A 20,440-nucleotide genomic window follows, 5' to 3' on the forward strand; every position below is an offset into this window, starting at 1 on the left:
GCCGGTGGACCTGACACGACGGAGCGGCACCGGCGCGATGCCGGTGCCGCTCAGCCGTGGTGCGCGATCGCTCAGACGCTGATCGGCAGCGCCTCCGCGATCGAGGTGCGGTGCAGGACGTCCCAGCGGCTGGTGTAGCTGCGCTCGGGGAGCGAGCGGAGCGCCTCCACGAGGTGGGTCGGGAGCAGGTCGCGGCGGGCCTCACGCGTCAGGTCGCTGGGGCGGCAGGGGTACTCCATGCCGCGTAGGAATTCGTCGAGCTCGGTGAACACGAGCATCTCCTCTCTGGGCGCGTCGTGGCACCCGATGTCAGGCGGGACGGCTGCGTCGACCGGTCGTCGGACCGCCGTGCCCTCCTTCGAGTGTCGTCGCCGTTCGACCGTTCGGCGCGCTCTTGCCTTTCAGCCGTCGAGCTGCTACTCGACGGGCCAGGGTGTCTGGACTAACGTGTGCCCATGACGATGCTCCGGGTCCACAATCTCGCCGTCTCGCTCGACGGGTTCGCCACGGGCGAGGGCCAGTCCTTCGAGACCCCCTTCGGTCACGCCGGGCATCGGCTGATGCAGTGGTTCCTCCCGACCCGCACCTTCGTGTCCAAGAGCGGGCACGAGGATGAGGCGGTCGGCGCCGGGACACGCGGGGTCGACGACGCGTTCGCTGCGGCCACCGATGACCGCATCGGCGTCGAGATCATGGGCCGTCGGAAGTTCGGTCCGCAGCTCGGCCCGTGGGAGGACGAGAGCTGGCGGGGATGGTGGGGCGAGGAACCGCCGTTCCACACACCGGTCGTCGTCCTGACCCACCATGAACGACCGGACCTGGTGGTCGGTGAGACGACGTTCCTCTTCCGCGACCTGTCCGCCGTCGATGCGTTGTCGTTCGCGACGTCGCTCGCCGACGGACTCGACGTCCGTCTCGGTGGAGGGCCGACGACGGTCCGGCAGTTCCTCGAGGCCGACCTCGTCGACCATCTCCACGTGGTCGTCGTCCCGATCCTGCTCGGTCGTGGGGTGCGGCTCTGGGACGGGCTCGAAGGCCTGGAGGATCGGTTCACAGTCGAAGTGACCGCATCACCGAGTGGCGTCGTGCATCACGTGTTCGCGCGGAAACCGCGCTGAAGGTCGATCGGGGCCGGTGGCCGCACCTCAGAGCTCGAGGCGACGCTCCACGATGTCGCGGGCGACGTCCGCCAAGGGACGACGGCGACTCCGCGCGTACTTGCGGATCACCTCGAAGGCCGCTTCCACCGAGATCGCAGCGGTGTAGGCGACGACGCCCTTCGCCTGCTCGATGACGACCCTCGACTGCAGCGCGGACTCCAACTGGCCGCGGGTCACGTCGCTCTCGCGAAGGGTGCGCTCGTGCAGGATGCCGATGGTCGCCACGTCGGCCATCGCCTGCGCGGCCCGTGACTCGAACCGGTCGAAGGCCTCCGAAGCCGTGCGGAACAGGTTCAGGGTGCCGATGGTGGTCCGGCGGAGTCGCAGCGGGAAGGCATGAGCCGACCGGAACCCCGCGGTCGCCGCGACCTCGGCGAACCTCGGCCAGTCGCTTGCGACCGCGGCGATCTCGGGGATCGACACCGGCGTCGCCGCACGGAAGCTGTCGATGCACGGGCCTTCGTCGGCGCTCAGCTGGATGAGTTCCACGAGCCTCCCGGACTCGCTGGTCGACGCGATCAGCTCGAGGTCGCCGTGCGGATCCGCCAAGAGGATGCCCGAGGCCTGGACGTCGAGGAGGTCGACGCTGGCATCGACCAGGATCTGCAGCAGGTCGACCACGTCGTAGTCGTCCACCAGCGTGTCGGCGAGCGTCGCGAACACGTCGAGCAGGGCGGTCGAGTGACGGAGCTCGGAACCGGTCCCGTCGTCGCCGCGCGCGTTCATCGCTCGTCTTCGATCGTCTCGTCGCGCATCACGTAGCCGGTGCGACGTTCGAGGATGTCCTCCGCGACCTCCGACATCGAGCGGTTCTGGGCGAAGGCCTGAGCCTGGATCAGCAGGTGGGCGTCGTCGGGGGAGAGTCCGAGCTGCGCGATCACGAATCCGGTCGCCTGGTGGATCCGGCGTCGTGCGTGGGGTTTCAGCTGCGTCGTGTCGGGGAGACTCGCGAGTTCGAGGGTGCGTCGGAGGACGTACCGGCTGAGCGGGCGGGTGAGGGACATCATGGCCCCGACCGCCTGCGTGTCCAGCGTGCGCTCCTCGGTGTCGTACAGCTCGACCGCACCCACCTGGAGCGGCCCGACGCGGAGCGGGAAGGCGAAGATGGAGCCGACCGCGTGGTCGCGGAGAGCCTCGGTGAACGACGGCCAGGAGTCGTAGCCGGTCCGCTTGACGGCCTCCTCCAGCACCGGGCGGCCGCTGCCGACCGCGTCCCAGGAGGGGCCCTCCGAGAGGTCGAACTGGAGTTCGTCGAGCAGCGCGATCTGCTCGTCGCTCGCTGCGATCGTCTCGGGGCTCAGGGTGTCGCCGAGCGTCGCGATCGAGACACCGCTGAGCGGCATGAGCCGCAGGATCGGCTCCACCAGCTGGTCGTCCTCGTCGACCCGGTCGAGTGCGCTGTACACGATGGCGAAGGTGTCGCTCATGTCCGCATTCCTTCCGGCTCGAGGGAGGTCTCCGTTCATCGTACGGCCATCCCGCCGCGACCGCCGGGTGGTGATCCGTCCTGCCTGGGAAAGCAAGGGGCCGCCCCGGCGGGGTGGATTCGCCTAACGTGGCGTCATGCCTCTGACGACGACACCCTCTCCGCGCCCCTCCGCCCAACGGTCCGCAGCAGCCGATCGGTCGGCGCGATGAGCCGCGGGGTCGCCGTCGTCACCGGCGGAACCGCAGGGCTCGGTCGTGCGACCGTCCGCGAACTCGCCGCCCGTGGGTGGGACGTCGCGATCCTGGCCCGCGGCGAGGACGGACTCGCAGCCACCGTCGCCGAGGTCGAGCAGGCCGGACGTCGCGGGCTGGCCGTGCCGACGGACGTGGCCGACCGGGAGGCCGTCGAGCAGGCGGCGGACCGGGTCGAGGCGGAACTCGGACCGATCGAGCTGTGGGTGAACTGCGCCATGGTCGGTGTGTTCGGGGACTTCCTCACGACCGAACCGGCGGATTTCGAGCGCGCCGTCGCCGTCAACTTCTTCGGCTTCGTCAACGGCACCAGGGCCGCCCTCTCGCGCATGGTCCCGCGCGACCGGGGGCACGTGATCCAGGTCGGTTCCGCCCTCGCCCACCGCGGCATCCCGCTGCAGGCCGCCTACTGCGGGTCGAAGTTCGGCGCCCGCGGGTTCACAGAGTCGGTCACCGCCGAGCTCCTCCACGACGGCAGCAACGTCAAACTCTCGACCGTCGACATGCCGGCGCTCAACACCATCCAGTTCAGCTGGGTGAAGTCGCAGCTGCCCGAGCACCCGCAGCCGGTGCCCCCGATCTACCAGCCCGAGGTGGGCGCGACCGCCATCGCGGACGTCGCCGACCGCCCGCGGCGACGCACCTGGGTGGGCGAGTCCACCGTCGGCACGATCCTCGGCGACCGCTTCGCCGGCGGCTTCCTCGACTGGTTCCTCGCCAGGACCGGATACTCCGGGCAGCTTGCGCCGGACAAGCACGACCCGCGCCTGCCGGACAACGTCTACACGCCGGCCCCCGGTGACCACGGCGCCCGCGGCGTATTCAGCGACAAGGCCCACTCGTGGAGCCCGCAGACCTGGGCCATCCGCCACCGTCGCGGGGTGTACGCGGCGGCCGCCGGCACCCTCGCAGCGGGCGTCGCCCTCGTGGCCGGCGCGGCGAAGCGGCGCTGAGCGCGATGGCGCGGCGCGAGCAGTTCGACGCGGTGGTCGTCGGCGCGGGCCCCAATGGGCTCGCCGCCGCGGTGACCCTCGCGCGGGCCGGCCTGCACGTGCAGGTGGTCGAGCGAGGCGACACGATCGGCGGTGGAGCCAGGACCGCCGAGCTGACGCTGCCCGGCTTCCACCACGACATCTGCTCCGCCGTCCACCCGATGGCGCTCGCCTCCGGCTTCTTCCGGTCCTTCGGCCTCGAGCGCCGCATCGACCTCGTCGTGCCGGAGATCTCCTACGCCCACCCACTCGACGGTGGCCGGGCCGGGATCGCCTACCGCGACATCGACCGCACCGCCGACGCCCTCGGACGGGACGGCGGGGCCTGGCGCTCGCTCATGGGACCGCTCGCCGCCGACGCCGACCGCGTCTCGCAGTTCACCGGCGGCAAGCTCCTGCAGGTGCCGCGCCACCCGGTCACGGTCGCACGCTTCGGCCTCCGCGCGCTCGAGCAGGGCAGCCCGGCCTGGAACCTCCGGTTCCGTGAGGAGACCGCTCCGGCGATGCTCAGCGGTGTCGCCGCCCACTCCATCCGGCCGATGCCGAGCCTGTCCACCTCGGCCGCCGCCCTGTCGCTCGGCGCGTATGCGCACGCCCGCGGTTGGCCCATCCCCGTCGGCGGCAGCCAAGCGATCGTCGACGCGCTCGCGGACGACCTGCTGGCCCACGGCGGTGAGATCGTCACCGGAACCGAGGTGCGCTCCATCGACGAACTTCCGTCCGCCCGTGCCGTCCTGTTCGACACGACCCCGAAGGCGCTCGCCGAGATCGCGGGCAGCCGTCTGCCCGACGCGTACCTCCGTCGTCTCTCCCGATTCCGATACGGCGACGGCGTGGCCAAGGTCGACTTCGCACTCTCAGGTCCCGTCCCGTGGACGAACCCGGAACTGGCGCGGGCCGGCACGCTCCACCTCGGCGGCACCCGCCCGGAGATCGCCGCCGCCGAGCGCGACGTCGCCCGCGGTCGGCACAGCGAGTCGCCCTACGTCCTCGTCTCGCAGCCCGACGTCGGCGATCCTGGTCGCGCTCCCGGTGACGCCCAGGTCCTCTGGGCCTACACGCACGTGCCGAGCGGGTCCGGTCTCGACCAGACCGAGGCGATCACCCGGCAGATCGAGCGCTTCGCCCCCGGGTTCCGCGACGTGATCCTGACGTCGGCGTCGATGACCGCCCGCGACATGGCGCGGTACAACCCGAACTACGTCCTCGGCGACATCGCCGCCGGCGCTGCGACCTTCGCGCAGCTCGTCGCGCGTCCCGTGCTCTCGAACGACCCGTGGCGGACGCCGACGCCGGGGATCTTCCTGTGCTCCTCGTCGACCCCACCGGGCCCGGGCGTCCACGGTCTCGCAGGCTGGCACGCCGCCCGCAGCGCCCTCCGCTCGGTGTTCGGTCGCGACCGCATGCCGTCGCTCGCGCCAGACCGAACCGCGCGCCCCTCCTGACCTCCATCCCCGCTTTCAGCGAAAGGAACACCACCGTGTCCCACACCACCAAGGTCTTCGACTGCCCGCCCGACCGCGTCTTCGCCGTCCTCGCCGACGGCTGGCTGTTCCCGGCGTGGGTGGTCGGTGCGTCCCGCATGCGTGACGTCGGTGACCGGTGGCCGCATGTGGGCGGGAAGCTGCACCACTCCTTCGGTGTCTGGCCGGCGGTGCTGGACGACGAGACCACCGTGCTCCAGTGGGATGCTCCGCACCGCTTCGTCATCCAGCCGAAGGGGTGGCCGCTCGGTGAGGCCCGTGTCGCCATCGAGGTGGAACCGCACGAGCGCGGTTGCGTCGTCCACCTGCACGAGCATGCCGTGACGGGCCCTGGTGCGCTGATCCCGGTCTGGCTCCTCGACATCGGTCTGCACATCCGCAACGTCGAGACGCTGCGCCGGCTCGCCCACCTCGCTGAGGGCGGTGCCGGCGGCACCCACCTCGTGGAGGCGGCAGAACCGACGGCGGACGACCGGAAGGACGCCGAGTTCCCGAAGCGGTCGTTGTTCGCGCGGGTGGCGTCGGTCCTCGTCGTCGCCGTGCCGGTGGTCGCGGTGGCGCGCAAGCTCGCCCGTCACTGACGTCGATCCGACGCCGACGCACAACCGCGCCGCGATAGCAAGCACGGGGCGGGGTTCCACAGCTGCCGTACCGTTGCGCGGATGACCTCGACCGACACCACCAGGGCTGATCCTCCGTCCACGCTCAAACGCGACATCTCCGGCAAGATGCTCTACCTGTTCATCCTCGGAGACGTCCTGGGCGCGGGTATCTACGCCCTCATCGGCCAGATCGCCGGAGAGGTCGGCGGGGTCACCTGGGTCCCGATGATCGTCGCGTTGCTGCTGGCGCTGCTCACCGCGGCCTCCTACGCGGAGCTCGTCACGAAGTACCCGAAGGCGGGTGGTTCGGCCGTGTTCGCCGAGCGCGCCTACAAGCGGCCGATCGTCTCCTTCCTCGTCGGATACTGCATGCTCGCCGCGGGTGTCGTGAGTGCGTCCGGGCTGGCGCTTGCCTTCGCCGGTGACTACCTCGCGACCTTCGTCGACCTGCCACCGGTCCTCGGCGCCGTGCTGTTCCTCCTGGTGATCGCGCTCATCAACGCCCGCGGCATCAAGGAGTCCGTCCGGGCGAACCTCGTCATGACGATGATCGAGACCACCGGCCTCGTCCTCGTCGTGGTGGCGGTCGCGATGATGCTCGGCGGAGGCCGGGGCGACCTCGGTCGTGCGACGCAGTTCGCGGAGGGTGGCAGCCCGGTCATCGCCGTCTTCGGCGCGGCTCTGCTCGCCTACTACTCCTTCGTCGGGTTCGAGACGAGCGCGAACGTCATCGAAGAGGTCAAGGATCCGTCGCGGGTCTACCCGAAGGCGCTCTTCGGTGCCCTCGCGACCGCGGGTGTGCTGTACGTCCTCGTCGGCACCGCGGCCTCGATCGCCGTGCCCTCCGACGAGCTCGGCGAATCGACCGGTCCGCTCCTGACCGTGATCCAGGCGACCGGCGTCGGCATCCCCGCCTGGTTGTTCAGCATCATCGCGCTCGTGGCGGTCGCGAACGGTGCGCTGCTCACGATGATCATGTCGAGCCGGCTCGCCTACGGCATGGGCTCGCAGGGTCTGCTGCCGAGCGTCTTCACGAAGGTGCTGCCGAAGCGCGGTACGCCGTGGGTCGCGATCGTCGTGACCACGGGTGTCGCGATGGTCCTCACGGCCACCGGCAGTATCGCGACGCTCGCCGAGACGGTGGTCCTGCTCCTGCTCATCGTCTTCCTCAGCACGAACATCGCGGTGCTCGTCCTGCGGCGTGAGCACGTCGAGCACGCCCACTTCCGTGCGTGGACGGTCCTGCCGGTCCTCGCGGTCCTGTCGTGCCTCGTCCTCCTCACGCAGCAGAGCGCCGAGGTCTGGTTGCGTGGCGGCATCATCGTCGCGGTCGGCGTGGTGCTCTACGCGATCACGCGCCTGGTGCGTCGGCGGAAGGCGCCGGAAGCGGCGTGAGGAGCGTCTGACGGCGGTACCATCCGTCCATGCGATCTGGACGAGGTATGACGGATGACGAGGTCGGCTGATGCCTGCCGCGAATGACCCGGCCGACGCCCTGCCCGGGGACGGCCGCGACGAGACGCTGAACGAGCGCTCCGATCGCAACTGGTCGGAGCTGCTGCAGGAGTTCCGCGTCCTGCAGACGGGCACGCAGATCCTCGCGGGATTCCTGCTGACGCTGCCGTTTCAGGCGCGGTTCACCGAGCTCAGTGGATTCGATCACGTGCTGTACCTCGGTCTCGTGGTCCTGGCCGTGACGGTGACGCTCCTGGCGCTCGCGCCGGTCATCATGCACCGGCTCGTGTTCCGGCAGCAGGCGAAACCGCAGCTCGTGCGGCTCTCGAGCCGGATCCTCATGGTCTGCCTCGGGGCGGCCTCACTGCTGTTCGCGGGGATCGTCCTGTTCGTGTTCGACTTCGTCGCATCGCCCGAGGTCGGGCTGTGGGCGGGCGGCGCGGTGGTCGTCCTCATCGGGCTGGTGTGGCTGGTCGGCCCCCGCGTGATCCGGGGTGCGCGGGACCGCGTGTCCTGAGGTGATGGACGTGCCCGTCCAGAGCCCCGAGAATGGGACGATGCCCGAAACGTGTACGTTCTGCCGGATCATCGATGACGAGCCCGACGACATCATCTGGGTGGAGCGCGAGGACGAGGCGGTCGCCTTCCGGCCGTTGCCCGAGTCGGAGCTCGCCCCCGGCCACACCCTGGTGGTGCCGCGAGCGCACAGCGTCGGGCTGCTGGACGCCGACCCGCGAGCGCTCCAGGCGACGACGGCCCTCGCCCAGCGGGTGGGACGCGCGATGCGGGCGGCGCTCGGGGCGACCGGCGTCGTCGTGCTGAGCGCGTCCGGTGCCGATGCCGGGCAGAGCGTCCCCCACCTCCATCTCCACGTCGTCCCGTGCTGGGATGACGACGGGGTCACGTTCTGGCCCGAAGGCCGCTCGGAGCACCGGGTCGACGGCGACCCGCACGAGCTCCTCGCGGAGATGTTCGAGTAGCCGGAGATCGCCACGCCTTGAGTTGACCTCAAGACCGATTGAGGTTCTACGGTTGAAGCATGACCATTCCCACCACGCCGTCCGCTGATCCCGATGCCCTCGCCCGCGCCGCGACCGTCGACGGGTTCAAGACGGCGTTCCGTGACCACCCGGCCGGCGTCGCACTGATCAGTGCCTCGACCGATCAGGGAGACGTCGGGCTGACGGCGTCATCGGTCGCATCGGTGGCCGTCGACCCGCCGATGCTGTCCTTCTCGGTCACGCGAGCGACGGGGTCCGCGGGCGGACTGCTCAGTGCGGGAACGGTCGTCGTCCACCTCCTGGCGGACCACCACCTGGAGGTCGCGAAGGCGTTCGCCAAGACGGGGGAGCCGCGCTTCACGCCGGAACAGCACTGGGAGCGACTCGCGACCGGCGAGCCCTACCTGCCGAGCGCCCGGGCGGCACTGCGCTGCCGGATCGTGCAGACGGTCCCGGCCGGCAGCTCGATGCTCGTCATCGCCGAGGTGCTGGAGGTCATCCCGCCCGGCACGGACGCGCCGGCGCTCGTCTACCAGAACCGCAACTTCCACCGCCTGGAGTCCGACCCGCTCGGCTGATCAGGCGAGGAGCGCGATCGGGCCGATGTCGGCGATCGCCTCGATGACCCGCTCGGGGTGCTCGGCGATCCGGTTGAGGACGTAGAGCCACCACTCGGGTCCGTAGACGAGGTACTCGCGCGTCGTGAACCCGCGGCGGCGGAGGTCGTCGAGGAGTTCGGTGCCGAGTCCCTGGAGCATCTCGAACTCCACGTGCGGCTGACGGAGATCGTCGCCGAGCGCACCCTCGAGTGCGGCGACGAGGTTCGCGTCATGGGTGGCGACGTTGACACGGTGACCCGATCCCACGAGTCGCGTGACCATGCTGATGTAGGCGGCGGTCATCGGTGCGGAGTCGCGGGGGTGAGCGACCTCGGTCGATTCGAGGAAGGCGCCCTTGACGACGCGGATCGGCCCGGACCGATCCAGCACTCGGTCGAGGTCCGCGGGGGTGCGGTGCAGTCTCGCCTGCAGGGTGACGCCGGTCTCCGGGAAGGCGTCGGCGATCTGCTCGTAGATCGACAACACGAGGTCCGTGCGGTCGGAACCCTCGGCGGAGATCATGAGCGAGGTGTCGGCATCCCGTGCCGCCTGCGCGAGCGCCAGGCCGTTGCGCAGGCCGAGCTCGGGGGAGACGACTGAACCGATGTGGGAGAGGTCGAGCGAGATCGTCGCGATCTGGTCGGACTCCCTGATCCGGCGGGCGAGGTCGACGAACTCGGCGGTCTGCTCGTCGGCGACGCGTGCGTCGCGGACGGACTCGCCGACAAGCTCGATGCTCCAGCGGTGCCCACGATCGGCGTTCGCTTCGAGGAGCCGCAAAGCCGAGGCCGCGTCCTCGCCGGCGATGTATCGCAGGGCGGCCCGCTTGGCGATGGCGGCGGCCTCCGGGTGGGCGAGGACTCGCGCTTTGAGGTCCTCGTCGAGAGCCCAGGTTCGCAGGGTGTCGGCGGCGCGCGACAGCGTCTCGTCGTTCATCAGCATGCTTCGACCCTATCCAGTCGTGGGTGGCGGCGGTTCGGACGGCAGCTAGATCTGGGCTGCGTCGCCCGTGCGCGCTACGCTCGCTCCCGTGGCGAGCTTCGAAGAGAAACCGATCCTGGACCTCACGCTCGATGAGTGGGAGGCCTACCTCTCCGGCGCGCCGAGCGACGCGGGTGTTCGGTTGAAGCTGCGGAAGAAGACCTCGAAGGCGTCGGGGATCACCTGGTCGGAGGCGCTCGACGTCGCCCTCTGCCACGGATGGATCGACGGACAGAGCAAACGGTTCGATGACGACTACACGCTGCAGGCGTTCACGCCGCGGCGGAAGAACAGCCCGTGGTCGCAGATCAACCGGGAGCACGTCGCCCGCCTCATCGAGGAGGGGCGGATGCGTCCTGCCGGGCTCGCGGAGATCGAGCGTGCCAAGGCCGACGGGCGGTGGGATGTGGCGTACCGGCAGAAGGACGCCGTCGCACCGGATGATCTCCAGGCGGCGCTCGATGCGAACCCCGAGGCGGCGGCGTACTTCGCGACGCTCGGCCGCACCGACCGCTTCCGCGTCTTCTTCCGCCTGAGCAACATCAAGACGCCCGCGATCAGGGCGGCGCGCATCGCCGACGTGATCGAGAAGGCTGCCCGGGGCGAGCAGCACTACCGCTGATGGTGGCTTGCTCTGCACTTCGCGCGTGGCAGTCGTCCGAGACCATCGGCGCGAATCACCAGCAACGTGTAGACAAGACCCATGACCGATCGATCACGGCTGTACATCTCGGCGGATCTGGAGGGGGCGGCGACCGTCGTCTCGCCGGACGATCTTGCGCGAGGAGGGTTCGGGTTCGACGCCGCCAGGTCGCAATTAACACGCGAGGTCAACGCTGCTATTCGCGGAGCACTCGAGGTCGACAATGGGTTGCAGATCGTCGTCTCGGACGCGCACGGTACCTATCGGAACATCGACCCGCTGGAACTGGATGACCGCGCTCGCCTGCTCCAGGGCAAGCCTCGTCCGCTCGCCATGATGTCGGGTGTTCGCGCGAGGGATGGCGTCATGCTGATCGGATACCACGCGAGGGCTGGAGTGGGCGGTGTCCTCAGCCACACCATCGATGATGCCGTTCGCGACGTGCGGTGCAACGGAAGCTCCTTCGGAGAGGCAGGGTTGAGCGCCTTGCTCGCGACGGAGGTCGGGGCGTCGATCCTTCTTGCTTCAGGAGATGATGCTCTGGCAGCGGAGCTGGCCGCGCTGGCACCCGGGCTTCCGGTCGTGCAGACGAAGGAAACAGTGTCCGCAGGGGCCGCGGTCTCCGAGCATCCGCTGCGGGTGTCCGCGGCGATCGAAGAGGCTTCCAAGCGGGCAGTCACCGCGTGGTCTGGCGAGCACGTACAGATGCAGGGATTATCGCGCAGGGAGGTCCTGCTCGAGGTCGAGTTCGGTCATCCCATCCACGCGGATCGGGCGGAGCTGCCGCCGCCGGTCACGCGTCGCAATCCAACGACCGTGTCCGTGACGTGCGGGTCGGTGACCGAAGCCTATCGATGGGCGCGCACGTTGATTGTGCTTGCCACCGCCTCATGACCGCGGAGCGTGTGCCGATCCGGAGCAGCTCATGCTGATCGGCCGTCGAACGCGGGTGCTTCCGTCGGCGGTCTGGCCGGTCATCCACGAATAACGTCGGCGGCTGGTCGCGGATCTGTCGGTGCTGGACGACGAGCAGTGGGCGACGCCGTCGCTGTGCACGGGATGGGATGTGCATGATGTCGTGGCCCATCTCGTCGACTCGGCGAAGACGACGCGGCTGGGATTCGTCCGACGACTCATCGCCGCGCGGTTCGACTTCGACCTCGACAACGCACACGGGGTCGAGCGGGAGCGGAGGAACGATCCGCAGGAGACGCTCCGGGCTCTGGCGGACGCCACCGAGCTGACGTGCACTCCGCCGGCGAACCTCGCGACCAGGCTCGTCGAGGCCATCGTGCACGGCGAGGACGTCCGTCGGCCGCTCGGCATCCGCGCGGAGTACCCGACAGCAGCGGTCATGGTGGCGTTGGAGTACCAGCTCCGGACCGGAGTCTCGATGGGCGGCGGCAAGGAACGCGCCCAGGGCGTCCGGCTCGTCGCCGAGGACGCCGGCACGAGCTGGGGTGAGGGCGACGAGGTCCGGGGATCGGCGCTCGACCTGCTGCTCGCGGTGTCAGGGCGAGAGACCGGGCCGGCTCTGCCCGGAAGGTGAGCGCGGGGCAGGGCGTGGGGCACGGAGTTGCACGGGCAGGCTGCTCCCGGGCACTGATGTGACTCGGCTCGGCTGCCCTTCGACAGGCTCAGGGACCGAAACGGTTCGGGCATACTTCTCCCGGTCACTGAGCTTGTCGAAGTGCTCACGAGGAACCCTTCGACAGGCTCAGGGGCCGGGTTCATCCGGGTGAACCTCTTCGGTTGGCCGAGGTTGCGCGGCTCGGCTGCCCTTCGACAGGCTCAGGGACCGGGGGCCATCCCGGTGTACCTCTCCCGGTCACTGAGCTTGTCGAAGTGCTCACGAGGAACCCTTCGACAGGCTCAGGGACCGGGTTCATCCGGGTGAACCTCTTCGGTTGGCCGAGGTTGCGCGGCTCGGCTGCCCTTCGACAGGCTCAGGGACCGAGACGGTTCGGGCACACTTCTCCCGGTCACTGAGCTTGTCGAAGTGCTCACGAAGGACCCCTCGACAGGCTCAGGGGCCGGGCCCGGGGCCGGGGCCGTGCGGGTGGGCCTCTTCCATCGACTGAGGCGGTGCGGCTTAGCCGCCCTTCCACAGGCTCAGGGACCGAACAGGTTCCGGGCACACTTCTCCCGGTCACTGAGCTTGTCGAAGTGCGCACGAGGAACCCTTCGACAGGCTCAGGGGCCGGGTTCATCCGGGTGAACCTCTTCGGTTGGCCAAGGTTGCGCGGCTCGGCTGCCCTTCGACAGGCTCAGGGACCGAGACGGTTCGGGCATACTTCTCCCGGTCACTGAGCTTGTCGAAGTGCCCACGTGGAACCCTTCGACAGGCTCAGGGACCGGCGGGGGTCAGAACGGTGCAGGATCTGGCTCGGTCCGATACTGCTTGCCGTCGGGTGTCGTCCACTCGAGGACCCCGCCCGGCTGATGGTCGAGGTTCCAACCCGGCAGGTGCTTCATACGGTGGTGATGTCGACACAGGCAGGCGAGATTCGCGACATCTGTCGTGCCTCCGTCTTCCCACGCGACCGAGTGGTCCAGGTCGCAGGCTCTGGCGCGTCTGCCGCAGCCCGGTGCCCTACAGGTGCCGTCCCGCAACCGCACTGCCCGTTGCAGATCGGCCGGAACCCGGTACTGATGCCGGCCGACGGAAAGGACCGCACCGGTTTCCGGCTGAACCAGGATCCGGGTGAAGCTAGGCGCGTTCACCGCGATGCGCGCGGCGGTCTTCGGGTCGATGGGGCCGTACCCGTCGAGCGTCGCCGGGGCATCACTCACACCGGCCATGCTCAGCGCCGGCACCGTGATCTGCACGGTCGGTGTGATGTGCTCCTGCACCTCGATCGGGTGCGGGAGCACCGGGCTCGACCTGACGTCGTCGGGCGTGACACCGGTGAGCGCGAGCGCCGCTAGGGCGTCGGCCTGCAATTGTGCGCAGGTGCGGGTGTCGCCGGCCTGGCGCGATTCGGCCGCGGCGGCTTCGATGCGCTCGGCGATGCCCTGCGCAATGGGCGCCGTCGCGAACAGGTGCACCCACGCCATGCCGTCAGCGGCCGGTTCGAACTCGACGCGGCGGTCGGCCTCGGAGCGGACTGCTCGGGCGGTGATGGACTCGGGGTGGAGTCGTTCGCGCAGGACGCGGGCGCGCCTGCGAAGGTTCGCGTTGGTGGACTCCTCCGCGATCGGTAAGACTTCCGCGAGGAACGCCGCCCGCCCTGCGACCGGGACGTCACTGAGTTGGTCGATGATCGTCTGCGCGTGCCGCGCCGAGATACGGCCCGTCTCGAGCGACGCCAGGACTGATGGGGCGTCGTTCACGAGACGTTCGGCGTCATTGGTGGCCCGCTGGACCGTCTGCTCGGGCGTGCGCGTCGCCATCGCGAGGGCCGCACACGTCGAGCGACGCGAGAGCGCCTGCCGCTCGGCCGGGGGGAACACGGCCGGAACGACCGAGTCGGCGAAGGCGTCCGCGTAGGCGGCGGAGCGGGCCAGGAGGCGCGCTTTGCGTGCGTCCAGGACGGCTTGTTGCCGGTGGAGTTCCGCCCACTCGCCTGAGAACTCCGCGAGCTGCGCGGCGTACTCGTCGCCGACGCGGATCGCGGCGGAGGAGGTCTCGGTCATGGGACTAGTCCATCATGGACCACTGACATTCCAGATGCCGAGTCGCACCGGTTGTGGACGTTGCTCGTGGGCCCTTCGACAGGCTCAGGGACCGGAGGAAGGGCGCCGGGTTCGTGGGGTTCTCCGTGTGCCCTTCGACAGGCTCAGGGACCGGGAGGAGATCACCGGATTGGGAGGTGACTCGTGTGCCCTTCGACAGGCTCAGGGATCGGAGGAGGGGTGCCGGATTCGTGGGGTTGCTCGGGTGCCCTTCGACGGGCTCAGGGACCGGGAGGAGATCACCTGAGCGGGAGGTCCCGTGTGCCCATCGACGGGTTCAGGGACCGGGGCCCAGCGGCCGGAGGGTCAGACGGCCCGGGCGAGCAGGTCCGCGACACGCTTCGCGACGGCGTCGTTCCACGCGGTGACACCGAACGCGGTCGGCCACAGGTCGCCGTCGTCGAGCTTCGCAGAGTCGTTGAACCCGATGGTCGCGTAGCGCGCCTTGAACTTCGCCGCCGCCTGGAAGAACACGACCGCCTTGCCGTCGGCACCGACGTAGGCGGGCATGCCGTACCAGGTCTTGGCCGCGAGGCCGGAGTCGCCGCTCATGATCAGCTCGTGCAACGGCTCGGCGATCGCGCGGTCGGCGTCATCCATGTCCGCGATCGCGTCGACGACGGCCTGCAGGGCCTCCTCGCGACTCGCGGCCGCCTTCAGCTCCTTGGCGCGCTCCTTCATCGCCGTGCGTTCCTCGGCGCTGAATCCGCTCTTCGTGCTCGATTGTTTCTCGGCCATGTCGACGTCCTTCCGATCACCGTCTCCGAGTCCTGCCCGGCTCCGCCTCTCACGGTAGCCCTCGCGGTGGGGACGTGGGGTGCGGATTCGACTCAGTCGTCCAGCGCGCCGGGACCGAGTACGGACTCGACGATGACCCGGATCGCGTACTCGCTCGTCTCGGCGAGATCGACGTCCGCCGGGTCGATGAGCCACTGCACCTGCAAGCCGTCCATGACCGCGAGGATGGACGCCGCCGCACGGTGGATCGTCTCGGGTGCATCGACGCCCCGCTCGGCGCACACCACCTCGAACGCCTCCGCGATCTCCCGACGCAGCGTCCGGTAGCGGTCGTCGAAGTAGTGCCTGGCCGGGTGGTCCTCGGTCACCGACTCCGCCGACAGGACGACGAACGCCTGCACGATCCCGGCGCGCTGCGCGTTCGCGGCGGCAGTGCGGATCAGGTGTTTGAACAGGTCGATGCCGCCCGGGATGTGCTGGTCGTCGAGATCCTGCACGTCCGTCGCATCGCGGTAGCTGAGCACCTCGAGGAGGAGCTGGTCCTTCGACCCGAAGTGGTGCAGGATGCCCGCCGGCGTCATGTCGACGAGCTCGGCGATGTCGATGAGCGTGCCGTTCGCGTACCCCTTGGCGCCGAAGACGTCCAACGCGGAGCGGACGACCTCGGCTCGCCTCGCCACGGTCGCCGGGCGTGGCTGGGCCGGTCGTTTCACCGTGTTCTGTCGTTTCACCGTGCTCATGGTGTCCGTTCCGCGGGGGCCTCGATGCGCCCGACACTACCGCGCTTGCCAACTTACTGAATGGTCAGTAAGTTATCACCGAATCCCGACTTGCGCCGCACTGCCGCAGCGCACACCCAAGAGGAGAAAGCGATGAAGCTGAGAACCCCACTGCTGGCCGCGTTCGCGGCCACAGCCCTGCTGCTCACCGGATGCACCGGTGGCGGCGGGTCGAGCGACGGCCCCGAGAGCGGCGCCGCCCTGACGATCGCGAAGCCGGACGGCTCGATCGCCACCGAGTCCAACAACCCCTACGTCGGCGACTCGTCCGCCATGAAGCTCGGCTACATCAACGCGATCCTGGAGCCGCTCGCGATCGTCAACCTCGTCGACCCGAGTGCCGAGGTGAAGCCCTGGCTCGCGTCCGAGATCGCCTGGTCCGACGACTACACCTCCGTCGCGCTGACCGCCCGTGAGGGCGTCACCTGGAACGACGGCGAGGCGTTCAGCGCCGACGACATCGCGTTCACCTTCCAGCAGTTCATCGACCACCCCGAACTCGACAACTCGGCCCTCGGCCTCACCACGGTCGCGACCGAGGGCGACACCGTCACCCTCTCGTTCGCGAACCCCATGTTCGTGAAGCAGGACAAGGTGCTCCTCAAGCAGATCGTCCCGAAGCACGTGTGGGAGTCCGTCGACGACCCCGCCACCTTCGAGAACCCGGAGCCCGTCGGCACCGGCCCGTACACGCTCACGAGCTTCAGCACCGAGAGCGTCGAGCTCTCCGCCCGCGACGACTACTGGGGTGAGCAGCCGGCCGTGCCGACGCTCTACTACGTGTCGTACAACGACAACACGGCTCTCACCACCGCGCTCGCGAACGGTGACGCCGACTGGGCGCAGGCCTTCATCCCGAACGTGCAGTCCGCGTACCTCGACAAGGACAAGGAGCACAACGTCTACTGGGCGGCCGCCGGTCTCGCCGTCGACGCGATGTTCGTGAACACGCAGACGAAGCCGTTCAACGACCCCGCGTTCCGCCAGGCGGTGAACCTCGTCATCGACCGCGAGCAGCACCAGCAGATCGCCCGCGAGGGCGGCGTCCCCGAGCTCAGCTCGGTGACCGGCCTCCCGACCCCGGCGGGTGACGCGTTCATCGCCTCCGAGTTCGAGGGCGAGGACTACACCGTCGACGCGAAGGCCGCGAAGCAGGTCCTGACCGACGCCGGCTACACCTGGGAGGACGACGTCCTCACCGACCCGTCCGGCGAGGCCGTCACTTTCACGCTGTCGGTGCCACAGGGCTGGAACGACTACGTCACCGGCATCAGCCTCATCGCCGACTCGGTCAAGACGCTGGGCGTCACCGCCACGGTCGACACCCCCGACCAGGACACCTGGTGGGCGGCGAAGTCGGACGGCGACTTCCAGGCCATCCTGCACTGGACCGACACCGGCGCGACGCCGTACGACCTGTACTCCGACATCATGGACGGCCGCTGGCTCGTCGCCGAGGGCCAGGCGGCCGACTTCAACTTCGGTCGGTACGACAGCCCGGAGGCCACCGCGGCGCTCGCGGCCTACGCCAACGCCACGGACGACGCGACGCGCGCAGCCGCCCTCGAGACCGTGCAGAAGCTCTTCGTCTCCGACGTCCCGGCCATGCCGATCGGCACACGCCCGTTCATCGGTTCGTACAACACGCGGAACTACACCGGATGGCCGAGCGAGGACGACCCGTACGCGCCCGCCGACCCGACGCAGCCGACCGCGGTCTACATCCTCACGCAGCTCAAGGCCGCGAAGTAGGCACGGTGTCCCACCGACGGGCGGGGCGCTCATCCGCCCCGCCCGTCATCTCCCGCATGCGCAACGGCATGCACCGCGACCAGCGACAGAACGGATTCATGCAGTGTCCAACGACGACCTGCTGACGGTCCGGCGCCGCTTTTCATCAGCACAGAACGGACTCATGCAGTGACCAACGACGACCTGCCGACGGTCCGGCGCCGCTTTTCATCAGCACAGAACGGACTCATGCAGTGACCAACGACGACCTGCTGACGGTGTCCTCCTTCAGCGTCACCTACGACGTGGAACCGCCCGTCGAAGCCGTGCGCGACGTCTCGCTCACCCTCCGCCGCGGCGAGATCCTCGGCCTCGCGGGCGAGTCCGGCTGCGGCAAGACCACCCTTGCCTACGGCCTGCAACGGCTCCTCAAACCACCGGCGGTCATCACGGGTGGCACCGCCGTCTTCCACGACGAGTCCGGCGAGGACATCGACCTCGGCCTGCTCGGCGAGGAGGAGATGCGCGCGTTCCGCTGGGACAAGGCCTCCATGGTGTTCCAGGGCGCGATGAACGCCCTCAACCCGGTCACCTCGATCGGGCGGCAGCTCGACGACGTCTTCACCACGCACCGCCGGGGCATGTCGCGAGCCGAACGCCGCGAGGAGGCCGGCAAGCTGCTCGACATCGTCGGGGTCGGCCGCGACCGCCTGAAGTCCTACCCGCACGAGCTCTCCGGCGGCATGCGCCAGCGCGTCATGATCGCGATGGCGCTCGCCTTGAAGCCGCAGCTGATGATCATGGACGAACCGACCACCGCCCTCGACGTGCTCGTGCAGCGCGAGATCCTCCAGCAGATCTCCGAGCTCCGCACCGAGTTCGGGTTCTCGGTCATCTTCATCACCCACGACCTCCCGCTGCTCCTCGAGATCTCCGACCGCATCGCCGTCATGCGTGCCGGTCGGCTCGTCGAGATCGACACGGCGGAACGCATCTACCGACAGGCGAAGGACCCGTACACGCGGAAGCTGCTCGCGTCCTTCCCGAGCCTCACCGGCGAGCGCGGCGACTTCGTCCGCGGGACGGGTGCCGCCACGTCGGCCACCCAGGCAGGAGCGACCGCATGACCACCCTCGAGTTCTCCCACGTGTCGAAGCGGTACCGGGTCCGTGGCTCCGGACACATGCTCGCGCTCGACGACGTCAGCTTCACCCTGCGGTCCGGCCAGACGCTCGCCCTCGTCGGACAGTCCGGCAGCGGCAAGTCGACCATCGCGAAGATCCTCACGCAGCTGGAACGGGCGACGAGCGGCGACATCCTGCTCGACGGCAAGGCGATCCCGCGTCGTGGTCGCGCACTCCGCCGCTACCGCCAGCAGGTCCGCATGGTCTTCCAGGACCCGTTCGCCTCGCTGAACCCGTCGCACACGATCCGCCACCACCTGGAGCGGCCGTTGCGCCTCGACCACGTCGTCCCCGAGGCCGAGGTCGAGGACGAGGTGCACCGCCTCCTCGAGCGCGTGCAGCTCGACCCCGCCGGCACCATCGACCGTCGGCCCCACGAACTGTCCGGCGGTCAGCGCCAGCGGGTCGCCATCGCCCGTGCGCTCGCGTCGCGTCCGTCCCTCCTCATCGCCGACGAGCCCGTCTCGATGCTCGACGTCTCCATCCGGCTGGGCGTCCTCAACCTCCTGGCCGAGCTGCAGCGCGAGTCGCGACTCGGCGTGCTCTACATCACGCACGACCTCGCGACCGCGCGGCACTTCAGCGACGAGATCATGGTCCTGCACCACGGCGAGGTGGTCGAGCGAGGCCCGGCCGACGACGTGATCCTCCGCCCGCAGCACCCCTACACGCTCGCCCTCCGCAACGCGTCACCCGACCCCGACCGCCACTTCGCGGGCGACGCGCTCTCCGAATCGGCAGGGAGCCGACCATGACCTTCTTCCTCCGTCGCGCCGCCTTCTACGCGTTCACCGCGTGGGCTGCGATCACGATCAACTTCTTCCTGCCACGCATGCTCAAGGGCGACCCCGTCTCGGCGTACATCGCGAAGAACCAGGGCCGCATCAGCCCCGAGGCCGCGGACTCGCTGCGCACCCTGTTCGGACTCGACGCCGACAAGTCGATGCTCGAGCAGTACCTGGACTACTGGCGGTTGCTGTTCTCGGGCGACCTCGGACGGTCCTTCTCGAAGGGCCTCGCACCCGTCACCGACGTGATCGCCGCCGCCCTGCCGTGGACCGTGGGCCTCGTCGGGATCGCGACGATCCTGTCGTTCGTCCTCGGCACCTCCATCGGCGCCCTCATCGGCTGGCGACGCGGCAGCAAGGCGGACTTCATCGTCCCGCTGTCCACCTTCTTCTCGACCGTGCCGTACTTCTGGATGGGCCTCATCGCGATCGCCGTGTTCTCCACCCTCCTCGGCTGGTTCCCCGCCTCCCACGCCTACGGCAAGGGATCGAGGCCGGAGTTCTCGCTCGACTTCATCGGGCAGGTGATCGCGCACGGCTTCCTCCCGGCGGCGACGATCGTGCTCGCCTCGCTCGGCGGCTGGATCCTCGGCATGCGCAACATGATGGTCACCGTCCTCGACGAGGACTACGTGACCGTCGCCGAGGCGAAGGGCCTGCCGACCCGCCGGGTGCTCGTCGACTACGCCGCACGCAACGCCATGCTGCCGCAGCTGTCGAGCTTCGCCCTGTCGCTCGGCTTCATCGTCGGCGGCACGATCGTCATGGAGATGGTCTTCTCCTACCCGGGCGTCGGCAAGCTCCTGCTCGACGCCACGACGGCGAAGGACTACCCGCTCATGCAGGGGCTCTTCCTCGTCATCACCCTCACCGTTCTCGTCGCGAACATCCTGGCCGACGTCGCCTACGCGGTGCTCGACCCCCGCACCCGCCAGATGGAGTCCTGAC

Annotated in this window: 22 protein-coding genes; 15 read left to right on the forward strand and 7 right to left on the reverse strand. The window is 69.3% G+C overall.

Going from position 1 to position 20,440, the window contains the following annotated elements; translation table 11 throughout:
- Positions 1-71 precede the first annotated feature (71 nt).
- Positions 72-272 (reverse strand): DUF2795 domain-containing protein, encoded by a 201-nt coding sequence (locus HOW07_RS11085; protein ID WP_158596586.1) that lies wholly within the window; start codon positions 270-272, stop codon positions 72-74.
- Between the two features lie 183 nt (positions 273-455).
- On the opposite strand from HOW07_RS11085, the gene HOW07_RS11090 reads away from it, so the two are divergent.
- On the forward strand, positions 456-1,118 hold the full coding sequence (locus HOW07_RS11090; protein ID WP_121291338.1) for a dihydrofolate reductase family protein: 663 nt from the start codon (positions 456-458) through the stop codon (positions 1,116-1,118).
- 27 nt (positions 1,119-1,145) lie between these two features.
- Here HOW07_RS11090 and HOW07_RS11095 read toward each other — a convergent pair whose 3' ends face one another.
- Both HOW07_RS11095 and HOW07_RS11100 read right to left on the reverse strand, forming a co-directional pair.
- A complete protein-coding gene (locus tag HOW07_RS11095) occupies positions 1,146-1,886 on the reverse strand; it encodes a GAF and ANTAR domain-containing protein (RefSeq protein WP_064297058.1) in 741 nt (246 codons plus the stop codon).
- On the reverse strand, positions 1,883-2,587 hold the full coding sequence (locus HOW07_RS11100; RefSeq protein ID WP_158596587.1) for a GAF and ANTAR domain-containing protein: 705 nt from the start codon (positions 2,585-2,587) through the stop codon (positions 1,883-1,885). The genes HOW07_RS11095 and HOW07_RS11100 overlap by 4 nt, the downstream gene beginning before the upstream one ends.
- 207 nt (positions 2,588-2,794) lie before the next feature.
- Here HOW07_RS11100 and HOW07_RS11105 point away from each other — a divergent pair, with 207 nt between their 5' ends.
- From HOW07_RS11105 to HOW07_RS11135, 7 genes are all read left to right on the forward strand, one after another.
- Complete coding sequence (locus tag HOW07_RS11105; protein WP_175116991.1) at positions 2,795-3,793, forward strand: SDR family oxidoreductase; 999 nt, start codon at positions 2,795-2,797, stop codon at positions 3,791-3,793.
- Between the two features lie 5 nt (positions 3,794-3,798).
- Positions 3,799-5,277, forward strand: coding sequence for an NAD(P)/FAD-dependent oxidoreductase (locus tag HOW07_RS11110; RefSeq protein WP_175116993.1), 1,479 nt, complete (start codon positions 3,799-3,801; stop codon positions 5,275-5,277).
- 35 nt (positions 5,278-5,312) lie between these two features.
- Complete coding sequence (locus HOW07_RS11115) at positions 5,313-5,897, forward strand: SRPBCC family protein (RefSeq protein WP_175116995.1); 585 nt, start codon at positions 5,313-5,315, stop codon at positions 5,895-5,897.
- Between the two features lie 81 nt (positions 5,898-5,978).
- Entirely contained in the window at positions 5,979-7,313 is a 1,335-nt protein-coding gene (locus HOW07_RS11120) for an APC family permease (RefSeq protein WP_121291348.1), read from the forward strand.
- A 70-nt stretch (positions 7,314-7,383) separates the two neighbouring features.
- Entirely contained in the window at positions 7,384-7,890 is a 507-nt protein-coding gene (locus HOW07_RS11125; RefSeq protein WP_064297063.1) for a DUF6328 family protein, read from the forward strand.
- 40 nt (positions 7,891-7,930) lie between these two features.
- The gene (locus tag HOW07_RS11130) at positions 7,931-8,353 is read left to right on the forward strand and encodes an HIT family protein (protein ID WP_121291690.1); all 423 of its coding nucleotides are present in this window, start codon (positions 7,931-7,933) and stop codon (positions 8,351-8,353) included.
- A 59-nt stretch (positions 8,354-8,412) separates the two neighbouring features.
- Positions 8,413-8,952 (forward strand): flavin reductase family protein, encoded by a 540-nt coding sequence (locus HOW07_RS11135; protein WP_079001123.1) that lies wholly within the window; start codon positions 8,413-8,415, stop codon positions 8,950-8,952.
- On the opposite strand, the gene HOW07_RS11140 is transcribed toward HOW07_RS11135, so the two are convergent.
- Positions 8,953-9,915, reverse strand: coding sequence for a proline dehydrogenase family protein (locus tag HOW07_RS11140; protein ID WP_217485254.1), 963 nt, complete (start codon positions 9,913-9,915; stop codon positions 8,953-8,955). It abuts the gene before it with no gap.
- An 88-nt stretch (positions 9,916-10,003) separates the two neighbouring features.
- Here HOW07_RS11140 and HOW07_RS11145 point away from each other — a divergent pair, with 88 nt between their 5' ends.
- From HOW07_RS11145 to HOW07_RS11155, 3 genes are all read left to right on the forward strand, one after another.
- Entirely contained in the window at positions 10,004-10,576 is a 573-nt protein-coding gene (locus HOW07_RS11145; protein WP_175116997.1) for a YdeI/OmpD-associated family protein, read from the forward strand.
- 81 nt (positions 10,577-10,657) lie between these two features.
- Entirely contained in the window at positions 10,658-11,491 is an 834-nt protein-coding gene (locus HOW07_RS11150; RefSeq protein WP_175116999.1) for a M55 family metallopeptidase, read from the forward strand.
- A 103-nt stretch (positions 11,492-11,594) separates the two neighbouring features.
- The gene (locus tag HOW07_RS11155; RefSeq protein ID WP_254628332.1) at positions 11,595-12,146 is read left to right on the forward strand and encodes a maleylpyruvate isomerase family mycothiol-dependent enzyme; all 552 of its coding nucleotides are present in this window, start codon (positions 11,595-11,597) and stop codon (positions 12,144-12,146) included.
- An 815-nt stretch (positions 12,147-12,961) separates the two neighbouring features.
- Here the strand turns inward: HOW07_RS11155 and HOW07_RS11160 are convergent.
- The 3 genes from HOW07_RS11160 to HOW07_RS11170 all read right to left on the reverse strand — a co-directional run bounded on the left by HOW07_RS11160 (position 12,962) and on the right by HOW07_RS11170 (position 15,750).
- The gene (locus HOW07_RS11160) at positions 12,962-14,233 is read right to left on the reverse strand and encodes an HNH endonuclease signature motif containing protein (RefSeq protein WP_175117000.1); all 1,272 of its coding nucleotides are present in this window, start codon (positions 14,231-14,233) and stop codon (positions 12,962-12,964) included.
- A gap of 345 nt (positions 14,234-14,578) precedes the next feature.
- Complete coding sequence (locus tag HOW07_RS11165; protein WP_175117001.1) at positions 14,579-15,010, reverse strand: hypothetical protein; 432 nt, start codon at positions 15,008-15,010, stop codon at positions 14,579-14,581.
- A gap of 92 nt (positions 15,011-15,102) precedes the next feature.
- Entirely contained in the window at positions 15,103-15,750 is a 648-nt protein-coding gene (locus HOW07_RS11170) for a TetR/AcrR family transcriptional regulator (protein WP_064297068.1), read from the reverse strand.
- A 132-nt stretch (positions 15,751-15,882) separates the two neighbouring features.
- Between HOW07_RS11170 and HOW07_RS11175 the strand changes: the two genes are divergently transcribed.
- The 4 genes from HOW07_RS11175 (at position 15,883) to HOW07_RS11190 (ending at position 20,439) form a co-directional block, all read left to right on the forward strand.
- Positions 15,883-17,541 carry an ABC transporter substrate-binding protein gene (locus tag HOW07_RS11175; RefSeq protein WP_175117003.1) on the forward strand — a complete coding sequence of 553 codons (1,659 nt, stop codon included), beginning with the start codon at positions 15,883-15,885 and terminating at the stop codon, positions 17,539-17,541.
- Positions 17,542-17,774: 233 nt separating this feature from the next.
- A complete protein-coding gene (locus HOW07_RS11180; protein WP_175117005.1) occupies positions 17,775-18,647 on the forward strand; it encodes an ABC transporter ATP-binding protein in 873 nt (290 codons plus the stop codon).
- Positions 18,644-19,459 carry an ABC transporter ATP-binding protein gene (locus HOW07_RS11185; RefSeq protein ID WP_071261755.1) on the forward strand — a complete coding sequence of 272 codons (816 nt, stop codon included), beginning with the start codon at positions 18,644-18,646 and terminating at the stop codon, positions 19,457-19,459. The genes HOW07_RS11180 and HOW07_RS11185 overlap by 4 nt, the downstream gene beginning before the upstream one ends.
- Positions 19,456-20,439: an ABC transporter permease gene (locus HOW07_RS11190; protein WP_175117007.1), complete on the forward strand. Its 984-nt coding sequence runs from the start codon at positions 19,456-19,458 to the stop codon at positions 20,437-20,439. Before HOW07_RS11185 ends, HOW07_RS11190 begins: the two co-directional genes overlap by 4 nt.
- Position 20,440: the final 1 nt, after the last annotated feature.

Origin of the sequence: Plantibacter sp. MCCC 1A11337, assembly GCF_013349365.1 — a bacterium.
GTDB classification, from domain to species: domain Bacteria; phylum Actinomycetota; class Actinomycetes; order Actinomycetales; family Microbacteriaceae; genus Plantibacter; species Plantibacter flavus_A.